The following is a 17,046-nucleotide window of genomic DNA, read 5'->3' on the forward strand; positions in this document are numbered from 1 at the left end:
CAATTAAGGATTAAGTTGGTTAAGGGTGCTGACGATATTGAGTGAAATCAGGTGCTTTGGTAATCAATGCACTGGTATAAAGGGATTTTAATAGTCCTAAAATTTGAATATTTCTTCGAAACTGTGGGGGAATGTCCTAATCTACACCCAGCAGATTACCGGGTGCGTACTTGCTAAAAGCACTAAATTTCATGAAATCATCATATTTTTTTCGAGTTAAGGGTACTTATTTTCACAATTAACTTGCTAGTATATTTGGTGAGCCCACTAGCGAAGTACCAAAGATCAAATAAATAATAATGATTAGGATGATGAAGAATGAGTCAAAGCTTATGGCAACGATTGTTTAATCACCGTCAACAAACGAAGCAGGCCGTATTAATTCTTGGGAGTGGCCGTTCCGGAACATCGGTAATGACTAAGTGTGTTAATTTGATGGGCATTTCTCTCGGGACTGATAACCTGTTGGCACCTAGTAAGCGGATCAATCCGAAAGGCTATTTTGAAAATAAAGATGTCATCAATATTCACAAGTCACTTGGAAGTCGCATCCGGTACCGGCCAGCCTTCAAGGGTTACTATGATAGCCCGAAGATTAAAAAGGACCGGGCGGCGTTAACCACGTATCTACGAAATTTTTTTGAGAATGAACAGTATCTGGCGATAAAAGACCCACGGATGAATGATTATATCGAATTGTGGCAACGTGTTTTGGCTGACGTTGAGGTTCAGCCGGCTGAAATCGTCTTGCTACGTAATCCGATGGACGTGGTCAATTCGAATGAGCGCGCCTGGCACCGCGATACCACGCTCGCAATGCGTCAGTGGCAAGTCCGGACGTTGCTTTCATTACGTGATACCGACCGTGAGCACCGCATTTTAGTCACGTACGAAGATTTGTTTGGTCAGACGTTGACGACGTTGAAACGAATCGCGACCCAATTTAACTTACCGTGGACGAGCGACGAGGCGGCCCTCCAAGCGCAAATCGATGACTTCATCGATCCAGCACTCCAAAAGAGTGATAGCGGTGAAAATTTAGCTGATTTTGAAGCTCGAACGGACGTGGAACCCGATGTTAAGGCACTTTACTTACTAGGCCGTCAAGCTGCGGCTGACCCGGATTACTTTGCCTCGGCTGAATTTCAACAGCGCATCGACGAGATGACTGACGAGTATTTAGCCAAGTATGGCGCTTTATATCGGGACTTTAACGTCAAGATCAATAGTAAAACGTTCTTTGTATTCGGCGAAGATCAGGCCCAAGTTGATCAGGTCAACACGACTTTACGAAATGGTCAAGTCAAGATGGTCGGCACAGAAGCTGACAGTCATGAGGTTGCTGAAGATTTGAGCGAACGGTTGAATAATAATACGATTGCCATTCAGACGTACCCCTTGGACTATTTAGTGGTCGAGCAAAAGGAAGCCCTGAATAATTATCTCCGTAAAAACGCGAAACGCGAGACGTTATGGGGGATTGGGGATGCTAAAAACAATGAAATCGTTGAAATGTTAACGACGGTCAGTGCCGAGTTAGGTGCGGATACGCACAACGTGGTGATTGCAGATGACTTAACAGCCATCATTGATGAACGTGAGCGCCGATTAGCGATTCAACATTTAGTACGGACGTTGCACGCGGTTGAACAGCCACCATACTTGGTCCTGATGGCTGACGAACTGGGAACCCCTGCGTCGCAAAGTGCGGTGACGGCTTTTATTGCTGCTGAACCGACTAAGGCAGCACCATTACGAGATGAACAACCGGACGAAACGTTCAAGCTGCGGACCCCGCTAGACATGGATGAGGTGGCGGCAACTTTAACAGTGTTGTGTCGACGTGCGAGTCAGGATGAACAACAGCAAGCCGCATTGAACCATTTTGTAAGTCTTAATTATGATGAAATTTTAAACGTGAAAGGTGATCAATATGCAAACAGTGTACGGAATTAAAGCTCATGGTGGTAAGTTAGTTAATTTAGAAGATTTTAGTGAAGCAGCGCGTCAGGCTGCTGAGCAGCTGCCAAGTTTAACCATCAATAATTGGAATATCTCCGACTTGGAATTAATTGGGATTGGTGGTTTTAGCCCCCTGACTGGCTTCATGATCAGTGATGATTACCATTCAGTGGTCAACACGATGCACTTGAAGAGTGGCGTTATCTGGAGTGTACCAATTACGCTGGGTGTGTCCCAAGCGGATGCTGATAAGATTGAATTGAATACTAAGATTGCTTTGAAGGGCGCTGACGGCGTCATTTATGGCACGATGCAAGTTGAAGATAAGTTTGTTCCAGACAAGCAATTGGAAGCCCAAAACGTCTACAAGACCACCGACGAAGCCCATCCAGGTGTTAAACGCTTGTATGCCAATGGTGACGTCTACTTGGGTGGCGCAATTAAATTGTTGCATAAGCCAGATCATGGTGCTTTTAGTGATTATTATATGGAACCATTAGAAACTCGGAAGATGTTCCATGACCTCGGCTGGAAGCGGATCGTTGGGTTCCAGACACGGAATCCAATTCATCGGGCGCATGAATATATTCAAAAATTAGCTTTGGAAAACGTCGATGGGTTATTCTTAAATCCATTGGTTGGTGAGACCAAGGCGGATGATATTCCAGCAGATGTTCGGATGGAAAGTTATAAGACGATTCTGAAGTATTACTATCCAGAAGACCGTGTTCGGTTGGTCATTTATCCAGCCGCGATGCGGTATGCTGGTCCTAAGGAAGCCATCCTACACGCAATCGTTCGTAAAAACTATGGTTGTACTGACTTTATCGTCGGTCGTGACCATGCTGGTGTGGGTGACTATTACGGAACCTATGAAGCCCAAGAATTAATCACTTCGGTCGAAGATGAGATGGGCATGCACTTCTTCAAATTCGATAATTCCTTCTACTGCAAAAAGTGTGGTTCAATGGCAACGCAGAAGACTTGTCCACACGGTGCCGAAGATCACATCTCATTAAGCGGGACGAAGGTGCGTAAGATGCTGGCTGATGGTGTTGTACCACCAAAGGAAGTTTCACGTCCCGAAGTTGCCCGGGTTCTCATTGATGGGTTGAAGCGTAAACGTGAACAGCAACAGGAGGTCTAAGCATGGTAAAATCAGATAATATTACTTGGCATCAATCGCAAGTTAGCAAGGCCGAACGGCAAGCGCTGAACCATCATAAGAGTGTGGTTTTATGGTTTACTGGCCTGTCCGGTTCCGGTAAGTCGACGATTGCGAATGCCGTTGAAAAAGCATTATTTGACCAACAAGTTGGTAGTTACGTTTTAGACGGCGATAATATGCGCTTTGGCTTGAATAAGAATTTAGGCTTCTCAGCTGAAGACCGTGAAGAAAATATTCGCCGAATCGGCGAAGTTGCCAAACTATTTGTCGATGCTGGCGTGATTACGTTGACAGCTTTCATTTCACCATATCGGGCCGACCGTGATAAAGTGCGGGCGAACCTTGAGGTCGATGAGTTTATTGAAGTGTTCGTCGACACGCCGCTTGAAGTTTGCGAACAACGAGATGTGAAACAATTGTACGCGAAGGCGCGTCGTGGTGAAATCACGGGCTTTACAGGCATCGATGCACCATACGAAGCACCTATCGATCCTGAGATTACGATTGACACGTCCAAACAACCACTGACCGCTTCCGTCCAACAAGTATTGAATTACTTGGCGGAACATCATTACGTCAGTTTGGCTACTGCAAATGAAAACTAGTGCAATCATTACTGCCATCACAAAATCGATTGTGAAAATGGACCGAATCTTGGTCTATCGTCATACGAATCCGGATCCCGATGCAATCGGGGCACAATTTGGACTAGTCGCCTTGCTCAAAGCGGCTTACCCGGAGAAACTCGTTGTGGCGATGGCCCCAGTTCCGGGCCATTTGGCGTGGATCGATACAACCGATGAGCAGTTAGTGACCCCCCAAGCAACGGACTTAGTCATTGCCGTAGATTGTGCTAACCATGAGCGCCTAGCTGAGGAGTTGCCAACAGGTGCCTTTGTGATTAAAATCGACCATCACCCGAATCACGATCCCTATGGGCAACTGAACTGGGTCGATGAAACTTATAGCAGTTGCTCGGAGATGATTTATGAGTTGGCGCAAGCGGGGTGCTTTACAGTGACGGCGGCCGTTGCAACCAAGCTATATGCCGGCATTATCGGCGATACGGTTCGCTTTTCAACTCCTGAGACGTCCACTCGAACTCTGAAGATTGCTAGTGCACTCGCGGCAACGGACATTGATATTGCCACTATTAGTCACCACGAAATGGATTTAACGCCAGCACTCAGCAAGTTGTATGGGTACGTCCTGAGTGAACAAACTATTGAGCCAAGTGGTCTGGCACACGTTGTCTTACCACAACGGATATTTAGTGACTTGAGTCTGGAATATGGCGATGAGGATGCGCTTGTCCCGTTGCCCGGTAACCTGACGACGGTCAAAGTTTGGTTGTTCTTCATTGAAACCCCACAGGGGCAATACCGCGTACATTTTCGGTCGAAAGCAATCAATGTCAATGCGGTCGCAAAAGCGTTCAATGGCGGCGGTCATCCGTTAGCAAGTGGGGCATTTGTCCCGGATCTAGTGACAGTTGGACAAGTCATTGAGCAAATGCAGGCGCAAGTATTGGCTGCGACGGCCGTAGATTGAGTATAATAAATTTAATATAAACTGCACTGATTCGGTTTGACATGGCAATTGTTAGTCATTCTGTGTCGGTCACGTGGGTTGCCACGGGAAGGTTAGACCGCCAGTATCAGCGTATGAGCCTAATATTCTGGCTGACAAAACGGGTATGTCGTTGGAGTAGCAGTCGTGAGGAATTGATTGGCGTCAGAAAAAATAGTGAGATAGGGTCGGTGAAAGGTAAATGAAAAAGCGAAATTGGTTGATTGCACTAATTGTCGTTGTGATTGTCGCGATTGGCGGTGGTTTTGGGTATTACAAATATCATCAGTCAACTGCAACGACAACGACCACTAGTAAAGTACGTTCGGCGAGTGCAACGAAGAAGGACATCAACACGCGGCTAGTCAAGACTGAGATTAAGACCCAGTCGAGTGAGACGGCGACGCTGAAGAAGGCGGTCGCCAATAAGAATTATACCGTTAATAACATGTACACGAAGGTTAACCCATACGGGGTGTCTCCGTTATCCGCCAAGGTGATTTTCCAGACGAGCAAGGCGGCCAAGGTCAGTTATACGGTGGTCGGCAAGAGTAGTAAGACTTCAATTTCTAATACGGTCAATAAGTACACAACGAGTCATGATTTGACCGTGCTGGGGTTATACGCCAACACGAATAACCAGGTCAAGATTAAGGTGACTTATAAGGATGGCACGTCGACGACCAAGACGATCCGACTGAAAACGGCGAAGTTACCATTGGCGTTGACCGATTTTAAGATCAACGTTAAGAAGGCTAACAAACAAAAAATGGTCTTAGGGACTGGTAATTCGAAGCTGACATTTATGGTTCGGACGACGATCTCTGGGAGCAAGCAGTCTAAAAACTTATCGTTCGGGATGGATGCGGATGGTAATATTCGGTGGTATACAACGCGGCCAACTTCCCACATTTTCAAACAACTTAACAATGGGCATTTATTGATTTGGACCAAATCGAATGCTAAGAATTCATATTTTGATGAGTTAGTTGAAATGGATTATACGGGTAAAGTTTATAAGACTTATAAATTTAATCATAAGGCCTGGGGTAAGGCTAAGGGTTCTAAGAAGCAGAACCATAATCAGGTCCACCATGACGTAACGGAATTGCCAAACGGTGATCTGATTGCGACCGTTTCCGATGGCGGCCGGACCTATGTCGAAGACACGATGATCGTTATATCGCATAAGACGGGTAAGATCACCAAGGTCATCAACATGAAGAATATCCTACCTGCGAAGTTCTATACGAAGTACAACGCGACGAAGTCCAGTAAATATATGGGTAAGAAGGACTGGTTCCATCAGAACTCCGTCTATTATGATAAGACGGATAAGAGCTTGATTATTTCAAGTCGCAACCAGAACTTAGTGATGAAGATCGATTACAAGACTGAAAAGATCAAGTGGATCTTGTCTGGTAAGAAGACTTCAGCTTGGCCGAAATCGTACCGCAAGTACTTGCTGAAGGCTAGTGGTAAGATTGCTTGGCCGGGTGGGCAACATGCCGCCATCGTTGATCCAAGCACCTTGGGCAAGAAGAACTCGCTCAACGTGATGATCTTCAACAATAACGTGGCAGTTGGTACGACCAAGAAATCGTTGGCGGACTCTTCTGGTAAATATTCAGAAGGTGTCGAATATCATATTAATGAAAAGACGAAGACGATTTCTCAAGTTGGCAGTTACGGCAAGTCATTAGGTAAGAAGAACTTTGCCAATATTATTGGTTCTAATCGTTACTTGAGTGCTTCGAATCGGCTAATTGATTTTGGTTGGTTGAATAATGGTAAATCAGCTAATATTATTGAATACGATTTGAAGAGCAAGCAACAGGTGTTTAACGTTGAATTAACGGGTCTTCCAAGCGGTGGTTATGTCTACCGGGCCGAACGCTTCTCGTTGTATCCGACGAAGCACACGTATGGTATTAATGAATAAGAATTGAATGTAAAACGGGCGCCCCTGACTAGATGGCTCATCTGGTCGGGGGCGCCTATTTGCGTGTTGCGCTAACCAAGATACTGATGGCGCGATGGTCGTTAGTAGCCCGGTATGAAAATATGGCTCAATGGCGGACTAGTCATAATATCGGTTGATCAATAACTGCGGATAATGATTGCCGGTTGACTAGCTAGGCGTCACTTTTGAATGCTTGATAATCAATATTTCGTCATCCACACGACTTCAAGCGCGTCCGTTCTTAAACCAGTTGTCGGCCCGAAAAGGTCGTTTTCAAAGTTGTGACTGAACGTTAATGAAAAAGTCACAATTTGGTCGCAAAATCATCCGCAAAGCTAGAATAATTTCATACCGTGTCGCATTTATGTTCACATTCCAAGTCTACAATGGTTCTTATGTTGAACGGCGCGACGGATATAGGCTGATTATGAGCAGTGGCGCAAGACTCAGCAAGATGAAAATTAGTTGAAGCGGAGCGATGACGATGACCTTAAATATTGCAATTGTTTTAATCACGTTATTAGTATCATTTATATTAATGGCCATGGAAGTTACGACCCCGAACGCCGTAATCTTGTGTGCCTTAGCGTTCTTGATGTTTGTCGGCATCTTGTCGCCAACGGACGCACTGTCAGGTTTTGCTAACGACGGGTTAGCGACAATTGCCCTGATGTATATTATTGCCTATGCCATTGCCAAAAGTAATATTATTACCCGCTTATTTGACCGGATTCTCGGCGATGGTCACAGCGAAAAGCGTTCCTTATTACGGTTGTTAGCGAGCGTGAGTGTGATTTCACCGTTTATGAATAATACCCCGATTGTGTCCACTTTGACACCGATGGTCCAGCGTTGGACGAAGCAGAAAGGGATGGCAATCTCAAAGTTCTTGATCCCACTATCCTACGCCACGATTCTGAGTGGGTTGTTGACCGTTCTAGGGACTTCGACCAATCTAGTGGCACAAGGATTATTGTCTAAGTACAAATTAGCACAATTTGGTACCTTTGACTTGGCCGTCATCGGGGTTCCCATCACGATTATTGGGTTGATTTACTTACTGACGATCGGGTACCGCATGTTACCGACCTATTATGGGAGTAGTGTTGACGATGTTGTTGCTGAACCGAATGATTACTTGATTGAAATGACGATCGGCGATGAGTTTGAACACCTCAATCAAACGGTGGTCGCCGCCAAACTTCGTAATTTACCGCGCTCTTTCTTAGTGGCGATTAATCGGAGTGGTCAGTCGATCGTGCCGGTGACGGATGAGACGATTCTACAGTTAGGTGACCGTCTTTACTTCACTGGAAATTTTGATTGTATTAATGATCTTATGAATATTAAAGGTCTAATACCAAGCACTCAGAAAATCAATATGACTGATATCACCAATGAACGGGTTCGGCTCGTCGAAGTCTCCATTCCGGAAACGTCCAGTTTGGTGAACCAAACGGTCAAATCAGCGCGTTTTCGCAATGTCTTTGGGAGTGTCGTCGTCGCAATTCGACGCAACGATGTCAACCTCGAAGGGCATCTCGGAAGTATTCGCTTAAAAGGCGGGGACAACTTGGTCATGATTACCACTGGTGAACCAGACGAGCTGGCAAGTCTCAAAGACTTACACGTCTTTAATTCACAACCAGTGAAGTCCCGGAAACATACTTATAAGGATGTTTTACCGATTGTTTTATTGGTTGCAACGATCATCGTGTCGACTATGGGCGTGATTGATTTGTTCGTTGGTCTGGCGGCCTCGTGCGTGGTACTTTTCTTGACGAAATGCGTTTCAATCAGCGATATTGTGAAGGCTGTCGATATGAACGTGTTGTTTTTAGTGGCTAGTAGTTATGGACTTGGGCTTGCGATGTCGAACGTGGGTGCTGATAAGTTTATCGCGAAGTCATTGGTAGCAATTACCGGGAATGCGTCACCAATCATCTATATGTTCCTGATTTATTTCGTGACCAATTTCTTAACGGCCATCTTGTCCAATGCGGCGGCGTTATCACTGATGTTTCCAGTGGTCGTTTCCGCAGCGAAGTTGGAAAATCTACCCGTGATGATGCTTGTTATGTTGATTACGATTGCTGCGACGGCGGACTTTTCAACGCCAATCGGGTATCAAACAAACTTGATTGTTTACGGCCCTGGACATTATAAGTTCACGGACTACTTTAAAGTCGGAATTCCGTTAAATTTGATTTGTATGGTCGTTTGTGTGTTTGTGTCCTATTACTATTATATGGTGCTGTGATGTGACTTAATCGAATCTAAAAGACTTGTGAGTGGCTGCTGACAAGTTTTTTTGTGTTGGTTAGTAAATCGGTGACAGCTTAGCACAGTGAAATAACCTTAAAAAGTAAATCAAGACGGCCAATTCACTAATTAAAATAAAATATTTAATATTTGCGAACAAAGGACTAGTATTATAAATCTAAAGTTGATATACTAGCAAAGTTTGCTTGTCTGGTAAAGCACCAAGAAAACGATTACAAGTACGTCATCTTAATTAATGAAAGGAGTGCGAAAATGAACGATTTAACAAAGGGAAAACCGCTAAAATTAATTTTTTGGTTTACGATTCCGTTACTAATCGGTAACATTTTTCAGCAATTTTATAGTTTATCGGACACGTTGATCGTTGGTCAGACGTTAGGGGTTAAAGCCCTAGCGGCAGTTGGATCAACTGGGAGTGTTCAGTTTTTGATCATTGGCTTTGCGCAGGGGTTAACCGCTGGCTTATCCATATTAACAGCCCAACATTTTGGGGCACGTGATTTTAAAGCGGTGCGGCGCAGCTTTGCGATTAGTATCGTAGTTAGTCTAATTGTTGGGATCATTTTGACGATTCTGTCGTTGATCTTCGTTGACCATATCTTGTTGTTAATGCAAACGCCAACGGATATCATTGCGGATGCGCGAACATTCTTACAAATTATGCTTGGCGGGATGCTGGCACCAATTGCGTTCAACCTGTTGTCAAACATCATTCGCGCACTCGGTGATAGTCGCACGCCTTTATGGTTTTTGATTATCAGCGCGTTAATTAATATTGGCTTGGAATTGTTATTCATTTTGGTTTTCAAATGGGGCATTGCCGGGGCGAGCTGGGCAACCATTTTAGCACAAACCATTGCAACGCTCATGTGTGTCGTTTACATCATCGTCAAAGTACCCATCTTGCACATTGGACGGCGCCACTTCAAGTTAGTTTGGTCGGAAGTGAAGGCTCACCTGAATGTTGGGTTACCCATGGCCTTTCAGATGTCGATCATCGCGATTGGAACGATTGTGTTACAAGCAGCACTGAATAGTCTTGGTACTAATTCAGTGGCGGCGACGACTGCCGCTCAGAAAATCGACCAAGTCGCAACTCAGCCATTAATGTCTTTTGGGGTCACCATGGCGACTTTCGCGGCTCAGAATTATGGTGCTCATCAGTATGAACGGATTATCACGGGAGTCAAACAGACCATGTGGCTGTCGGGGAGCTTTAGTGTGGCTGCTGGTTTGATTGAAATTATTTGGGGTAAACAGCTTGTGGGGTTCTTCGTCGGTCATCAGGACATGGCGGTATTGAACTTATCCCAGACGTATTTTAACGTCATCGGGAGCACGTATATCCTATTATCAATGTTATTTATTATGCGTAATACCTTGCAAGGGCTTGGACGCAGCGCAATTCCAACTTTGGCAGGCGCGGCGGAACTCTTTATGCGGGTGTTTGCAGCGCTGATCTTAGTTCGGATCTTCGATTACGCCGGTGCTTGTAGTTCGGAACCGTTAGCTTGGTTAGGGTCGTGTGCCGTGCTTTTGCCTGCTTATATTAAATCAGTCCACGATTTACGACAACAGGCCCGCATGACAAACACGGTCGCAGAAGGGGCCGAACCGATATTAAACGATTCGGAAAAATTGTAATTAAGGCTTGCAACCAAGTGGATTATTTGATAGTATTTGTTATCAATTTTATTTTAAAGTCACTCATATAATCTCCCGGACACCTGTGGACGGGGCATGAATTGAAAAACGTTAAGGAGTTTACAAATGGCCGTAGAATTAAAAATTGGCGATTACGTCGCTGGTAAGAAGTTTGCTTCATTGGAACATGATTTCAAGGGTGAAATTGAAAAAGTGTATGAAAATTCAGTCTTGATCTTAATTAAGGAATTTCAAAAAGCTGACGAACCAATTGTTAACGAGTATAACCACCGCGCAGTTGTTCGTAAGGATGATGCTAAGCTCATTAAAGCGGCGCCAAAGCCGAAAGTCGTCCCAGAAAAAGAAGACTAAAAATTTATAAATAACCATGACAACAGAAAAAATGTATGCTATACTAATTTCTGTTGTCAAATGCGGGTGTAGTTTAGTGGTAAAATTCAAGCTTCCCAAGCTTGCGTCGCGGGTCCGATTCCCGTCACCCGCTTTGCTATTAATCATTTCGGTTAGTAGTCATTGTATTCTCAAGCTCCTTGAGCGCATGGTCCGTTGGTCTAGTTGGTTTAGGACGCCTGCCTGTCACGCAGGAGATCACGAGTTCGAGTCTCGTACGGACCGTCAATAGATGATGATAATCAAGAACGTTAGTCAGCAATGACCCGTTCTTTTTTATTGAGTAAAAATCAAGATGACTAAATAGTTGACCGAATGGGTGATCAACAGTAATCGTTAAGGAGCGCAAATGCAATTTATAACAACATCTTTCGATGAGTTAACTGTTCGGCAGTTACAACAGATTTACAAGTTACGAGTGGCGGTTTTTGTCGTCGAACAGGCCTGTCCGTATCAAGAAGTCGACGATACGGACTTGATGGCTTGGCATTTACGGGGGCTGGATTCAACGGGACAGCTGCTAGTATATGCGCGATTAATGCGTGAAGCCAACCAGCAGGCCCGTATCGGCCGGGTGATCACTAATCCGATAGTACGGGGGCACGGCTACGGGCAGCAGTTGCTCCAACAGGCGATTGTGCAGATTCAAGCGTTGTGGCCTTCCACGACGCAAATCAATATTCAGGCCCAGCATTACTTAGATCGCTTCTACCGTGGATTTGGTTTTCAACCAGTCTCTGGCGTTTATTTAGAAGATGGGATTCCGCATCAGAATATGATTTTAACGTTGAACTAGTCAAAACGGCTGAATTCTGTTATACTAACGCATGGTAAAAATATATACGTCTAATGAGAAAGAATAGTACGATGAACGTTTAGACCAGCGAGTTCGGGATGATGGGAGCCGAATCTAAACATTATTGGAAGCGCGCTTTTGAAGACGACAATTCGATAATAAGTGGATGTCATATCAATTAGAGTGGTACCGCGGGCACGTCTCGTCTCTTACATGTTTTTAAATATGTGAGGGACTTTTTTTGTCCCGTAAGACAGTCAAGGAGGACAATATGGATTATAAACAACTCGTCGCAGCGGCCTTAGCGCCAGCACTACCAGATTTAACGCAGGAAGCGATTCTAGATAAGATCGAACAACCAAAGACGTCTAAGCAGGGGGACTTGGCCTTTCCGACCTTCACCTTAGCAAAAACGTTACACAAGGCACCTCAAATGATTGCCAGCGACATCGTCGAAAAAGTCGATGGCAGTGACTTTGAAAAAGTTGTTGCAATGGGCCCGTACGTTAACTTCTTCTTCAAGAAAGATGCGTTTGCAGCCGATATTTTAAATCAAGTATTGTCGAATGGTGGCCATTTTGGTGATGCTAAGCTCGGTGAAGCGGGTCAAGTTCCCATCGATATGTCATCGCCAAATATTGCCAAACCAATCTCAATGGGGCATTTGCGGTCAACAGTGATTGGGAATTCTTTGGCAAATATTTTAAGTAAGTTGGATTACCAACCCGTTAAGATCAACCACTTAGGTGACTGGGGCACGCAGTTCGGTAAGTTGATCACGGCCTACAAAATGTGGGGAAGCGAAGCTGAGGTCAAAGCTGATCCAATCAATAACTTATTAAAATACTATGTACGTTTCCATAAAGAAGACGTCGATCATCCTGAAATGGATGACGAGGCGCGTGAATGGTTCAAGAAATTGGAAAATGGTGATGAAGAAGCCACCCATCTGTGGTCATGGTTCCGCTCAGAATCATTGAAAGCGTTCAAGAAGATTTACCAACGCTTGGATATCGACTTTGATTCCTTCAAGGGTGAGGCCTTCTACAATGATAAGATGCAAGAAGTTGTCGACATCTTGGAAGACAAGCACCTCTTGCAAGAAAGTCAAGGCGCCGAAGTGGTGGACTTAAGCAAATATGACTTGAATCCGGCATTGATTAAGAAATCAGATGGCGCGACTTTATACATCACGCGGGACTTGGCCGCTGCGATCTACCGGAAACGGACTTATGATTTCGTGCAGTCCCTCTACGTCGTTGGGAATGAACAGACCAACCACTTTAAGCAATTAAAGGCTGTGTTGACCGAGATGGGCTTTGACTGGGCTGACCAGATCCACCACATTCCATTTGGTTTGATTACTTCTGGTGGTAAGAAGTTGTCAACTCGGAGTGGCCGGGTCATCCTGCTTGATAAGGTCTTGGACGATGCGGTTGCGTTAGCCCATGAACAAATCGAAGCCAAGAATCCGGACTTGCCTAACAAGGATGAAGTTGCGGATGCGGTTGGGATTGGCGCTGTGGTCTTCCATGATTTGAAGAACGAACGGATGAACAGCTTTGACTTTAACTTGGAAGAAGTTGTTCGTTTCGAGGGTGAGACTGGGCCATACGTGCAGTACGCCCATGCACGCGCTGAAAGTATCTTACGTAAAGCTGGTAGCCCAGAAATTGCGGCAACCGAGCAAACGTTAAGCGACCCAGCCGCTTGGGATACCTTGAAGTTATTGAGTGAATTCCCAGCGACTGTAGTACGTGCCAGCACGGAATACGAACCATCCGTTATTGCTAAGTATGCGATCCACTTAGCCAAGGCATACAACAAGTATTATGCTAACACCAAAATCTTAGTTGAAGATGATGAATTAAACGCTCGTCTGGCTTTGGTCAAGAGTGTCAGCATCGTCCTGAAGGAAGCCCTTCGCTTACTTGGCGTTAAGGCTCCCGATGAAATGTAATTAGAATTAATTAACAACTGTTCAAATTTGAACGCCACGCATACTAAACCGGCCGTTAAAGCCGGGCGAGAATGCGTGGCGTTTTTTTGTTGCGGCCGTAGAGGCACGGAACTCGATATACATCCGATGGCGAACGCAAGTTGTGAACCAATCGCAGAAATCGCAAGTAGGTAGCGGAGGCCCACTATTGTAACTGGAACCAGACTTATCGTGTGAAGTGGATTATCAGTCGACGGATCAAGGCTTTACCGCCCCGGCCGAGTAAAATGATCCCGATCAACGGCCAAGATAGTAACAATAGGCAACCATGAATGACAAAGGAAACACTGATCGATATCATATCGTCACGATATTCATTTTGAGAGAGCAACATATCACGGCTACTGACGGGATTGACGGCGTTATGATAAATTTGAGTGATTGTTTGATGTTGACCGGTCGCATCATTCAGGGCACGTGAAGCGACTGAAGTCATTCGAAAGGGGTTATGGGCAAGTCGTGGCAATAGGCACATTAGGAGTGGATGGCCGAAGAAGTATGCGGAAGTCAGATAGAGGTTGGTTAACGTCCAATGTAGGTGAAACCGGCCGCTGGGGTCTGCGGTGACGGCATAAAAAGCAATCACGAAAAAAATCGCGCAACGAATATAGTCGGAACCGATTAAGCTGAAAGCCTTTTTCATGGTTATCCCTCCGTTTGAGGCTTGGCTGTGTTTTCTTCAGATAAATGCTCAAACTGGGTTGCGGGCGTCGTGATGCTTACAAATGACCGCCCATCCGAGTTAGTGAAACCAAGCATGATTTATGTCTGATTATAAGTCGGTGTGATGATCGAAACAAACATTAAAATCTTAATAAGGCAACTTCCAATACTAAAATTTTAATGACCTGTTTAGTCGTCCGGGGTGGTATTCTGAAAACTAATTCAAAATGCCATATTGGGGGCTTGGTGATGAGCTACTTAGAACTAACAAATATTTGTAAGAACTATCAGGTTGACAAACAAACATTCAACGTCTTGAAGGACATTAACTTGCAGTTTGAACTCGGTGAGTTTGTGGCGATTGTCGGTGAATCAGGTGGTGGTAAGACAACCTTGATGAATATTATTGGAGGACTAGACCATGATTTCACGGGAACCGTCAGTATCGCTGGACACCCACTTGATTATCATCATGAGCGCCAGCTGGATCAGTACCGGCGTGAAGTCATTGGCTATATCTCACAGACCTACAATCTAATCGGTCATTTGACCGTGCTTGAGAATGTCATGCTAGCCTTAGATATGACTAAATTAAGCCATGGTGACCGATTGCGGCGGGCACACGAGCTCCTAGCAAACGTTGGCTTGACGGCACAAATAAAAAAATACCCGCAACAATTATCAGGTGGTCAAAAACAACGGGTGGCAATCGCTCGAGCATTAGCCGGTGATCCTAAAATTTTGATTGCGGATGAGCCGACTGGTGCGCTGGATGCAGACAATACCGCCGATGTCATGGCCATGCTTCAAAAAATCGCACGGGAAGGGCGCTTGGTGATTTGTGTGACCCATTCACAGCGCGTGGCGGGTGCGGCGACCCGGATTGCCGAGTTGGTGAATGGACGAATTAAGTCACAACCAGTGACCACCCAAAATGTCGGCACCACGCAAACAGTTGCGTCACTACCTGCGCGGCCACTTTCGTATTGGGTATCAGTCATGATGGCCTTCAAGCATATGTGGCATACGTGGATCTGGAATACGCTAATTGTCGTTGGCACAGCGATTGGATTATTCGCCGTCATGCTTTTCAATGGTCTGGGGACCGGCATAAAAGGGTATATTAACCACGAAATGAATGCGTTGGTGGACCCACAATCAATTATGGTCATGCACCAAGCGGATAACGCGAAGGATCGTGATGAACAGGCTGCGGCCGTCTATGATCCAGCTGTAGCCGGCGGTATCGCAGCCCGGATGCCGGTGTTCACCGACTCACAACTCACAGCGTTGCGTGACCTTAAGCACGTGACCAACGTGGAACCCGGGATTTCAGCTACAAACGCAACGATTGCGATTGGACAACAAAAGTATGCCGCACCTGAACTGACGACCTGGACGAGTAGTGATCCGACCCGGCAGTTGAAAGCAGGCCACGTGGCGGGTGACAATCAAATCGTATTAGATAAGTCTTCAATTGCGCAGAAATGGTCGGCAACGCGTTGGCGTCAGTTAGTGGGTCGGGCTGTGACTGTGAGTTATCAAACCTTCAATCAAAAAGGGCAACCCGTGACCGTGGCGCGTGTGTTGACGGTTGCCGGAATAGTAGATAGTACCTCTGAGGTCGGTTTGAATGCAGTTAACTACACCACGATGCAGTCGATGCGTTCAGCAGCACGTGTCTCAACACAACCAACGTTTGTGAGCGTTAGAATTAAGAGTCGGGTGCAAAATCAGGTCGTGGTCAATGAAATTAACCACTTATCAATTAATGGCAAGCATCCATTTGCCGCGACTAGTATTGCGGCCACTTTGGATTCGTTCAATACTTACGTTAATATTGCCACTAAAGTGTTGGCGGCGATTGCGGGGATTTCATTAATCGTTTCCGCATTAATGATTATTGTAACGATGTTCATGTCGGTCAGTGCTCGGATGCGAGAAATTGGTATTCTGCGGTCGCTGGGGGAGCGCCGGCGTGATATTCGCCGGCTATTTACTAGTGAAGCGCTGATGTTAGGCATTATCAGTGCCACGTTAGCGACTGGGCTGTCCTATTTAGCTGAACGAGGGCTCAATCATGGTCTGGCTAAGCTAACTGGCGGGTATGCGCTAGTTCAGATTCAGCTCAGCAACGTAATTGCAATTTTTATAATCGCAATTGTTATCGCTTGGCTTGCGGCTATTTTACCAGCAAGGCGGGCTGCGCGGGCTAATCCGATCAAAGCCTTGGCCGCTGAATAACAAGTGATTGGATAATTGTCGTGATGGAAAAGTTATGTTAACCAGTCAACTTGTTTGAAGGAGTGGTTAAAAACTGTGCGAGATGTCGCAAAATAGTCGTTTTATTCAGGGGTGGGGATCATTAATTCATTAGGGCTGGTATTAACGACAGCAGCCAGTTCTAATATTGGCTCGCCCAGGGTACGTAGAAACTTCTGATTGAGAAAAGTAAATTAGCTCGGCTAGGTTCTGCATTACTAGTCGAGCTAATTTTGATTAATATCTTCTGGTCGTAGGTAACTGGGGATGGTTATTTGGCAGTTAGCGTGTACTTGAGACGTCGATGATGGTTCTTTACAAACCGG

12 protein-coding genes and 2 tRNA genes are annotated in these 17,046 nt (G+C 45.4%); 13 read left to right on the forward strand and 1 reads right to left on the reverse strand.

Features of this window, described 5'->3' with window-relative positions; translation table 11 throughout:
* The first annotated feature begins 318 nt into the window (after nt 1-318).
* From MZO41_RS00645 to argS, 12 genes are all read left to right on the forward strand, one after another.
* Complete coding sequence (locus MZO41_RS00645; RefSeq protein WP_013355450.1) at nt 319-1,956, forward strand: sulfotransferase family protein; 1,638 nt, start codon at nt 319-321, stop codon at nt 1,954-1,956.
* Entirely contained in the window at nt 1,934-3,109 is a 1,176-nt protein-coding gene (gene sat, locus MZO41_RS00650) for a sulfate adenylyltransferase (protein WP_013355451.1), read from the forward strand. The genes MZO41_RS00645 and sat overlap by 23 nt, the downstream gene beginning before the upstream one ends.
* Before the next feature lie 2 nt (nt 3,110-3,111).
* The gene (cysC, locus tag MZO41_RS00655) at nt 3,112-3,735 is read left to right on the forward strand and encodes an adenylyl-sulfate kinase (protein ID WP_013355452.1); all 624 of its coding nucleotides are present in this window, start codon (nt 3,112-3,114) and stop codon (nt 3,733-3,735) included.
* Nucleotides 3,725-4,681 carry a DHH family phosphoesterase gene (locus MZO41_RS00660; RefSeq protein ID WP_013355453.1) on the forward strand — a complete coding sequence of 319 codons (957 nt, stop codon included), beginning with the start codon at nt 3,725-3,727 and terminating at the stop codon, nt 4,679-4,681. The genes cysC and MZO41_RS00660 overlap by 11 nt, the downstream gene beginning before the upstream one ends.
* A gap of 220 nt (nt 4,682-4,901) precedes the next feature.
* Nucleotides 4,902-6,641 carry an aryl-sulfate sulfotransferase gene (locus MZO41_RS00665; protein WP_013355454.1) on the forward strand — a complete coding sequence of 580 codons (1,740 nt, stop codon included), beginning with the start codon at nt 4,902-4,904 and terminating at the stop codon, nt 6,639-6,641.
* A 505-nt stretch (nt 6,642-7,146) separates the two neighbouring features.
* The gene (locus tag MZO41_RS00670) at nt 7,147-8,922 is read left to right on the forward strand and encodes an SLC13 family permease (RefSeq protein ID WP_013355455.1); all 1,776 of its coding nucleotides are present in this window, start codon (nt 7,147-7,149) and stop codon (nt 8,920-8,922) included.
* A 275-nt stretch (nt 8,923-9,197) separates the two neighbouring features.
* On the forward strand, nt 9,198-10,589 hold the full coding sequence (locus MZO41_RS00675; protein ID WP_003643131.1) for an MATE family efflux transporter: 1,392 nt from the start codon (nt 9,198-9,200) through the stop codon (nt 10,587-10,589).
* Nucleotides 10,590-10,715: 126 nt separating this feature from the next.
* Nucleotides 10,716-10,961 (forward strand): hypothetical protein, encoded by a 246-nt coding sequence (locus MZO41_RS00680; RefSeq protein WP_003643130.1) that lies wholly within the window; start codon nt 10,716-10,718, stop codon nt 10,959-10,961.
* A 62-nt stretch (nt 10,962-11,023) separates the two neighbouring features.
* Nucleotides 11,024-11,094 (forward strand) — tRNA-Gly (locus tag MZO41_RS00685).
* A 56-nt stretch (nt 11,095-11,150) separates the two neighbouring features.
* Nucleotides 11,151-11,225: transfer RNA gene (locus tag MZO41_RS00690), tRNA-Asp, on the forward strand.
* 124 nt (nt 11,226-11,349) lie between these two features.
* The gene (locus tag MZO41_RS00695; protein ID WP_013355456.1) at nt 11,350-11,796 is read left to right on the forward strand and encodes a GNAT family N-acetyltransferase; all 447 of its coding nucleotides are present in this window, start codon (nt 11,350-11,352) and stop codon (nt 11,794-11,796) included.
* A 271-nt stretch (nt 11,797-12,067) separates the two neighbouring features.
* A complete protein-coding gene (gene argS / locus MZO41_RS00700; protein ID WP_003643128.1) occupies nt 12,068-13,756 on the forward strand; it encodes an arginine--tRNA ligase in 1,689 nt (562 codons plus the stop codon).
* Nucleotides 13,757-13,961: 205 nt separating this feature from the next.
* Here the strand turns inward: argS and MZO41_RS00705 are convergent, their stop codons facing one another.
* Nucleotides 13,962-14,438: a hypothetical protein gene (locus MZO41_RS00705; protein ID WP_013355457.1), complete on the reverse strand. Its 477-nt coding sequence runs from the start codon at nt 14,436-14,438 to the stop codon at nt 13,962-13,964.
* Between the two features lie 269 nt (nt 14,439-14,707).
* Here MZO41_RS00705 and MZO41_RS00710 point away from each other — a divergent pair, with 269 nt between their 5' ends.
* Nucleotides 14,708-16,702 carry an ABC transporter ATP-binding protein/permease gene (locus MZO41_RS00710; RefSeq protein ID WP_013355458.1) on the forward strand — a complete coding sequence of 665 codons (1,995 nt, stop codon included), beginning with the start codon at nt 14,708-14,710 and terminating at the stop codon, nt 16,700-16,702.
* Nucleotides 16,703-17,046 lie beyond the last annotated feature (344 nt).

Source organism: Lactiplantibacillus sp. C232, from assembly GCF_023806725.1.
Classification (GTDB): domain Bacteria; phylum Bacillota; class Bacilli; order Lactobacillales; family Lactobacillaceae; genus Lactiplantibacillus; species Lactiplantibacillus plantarum.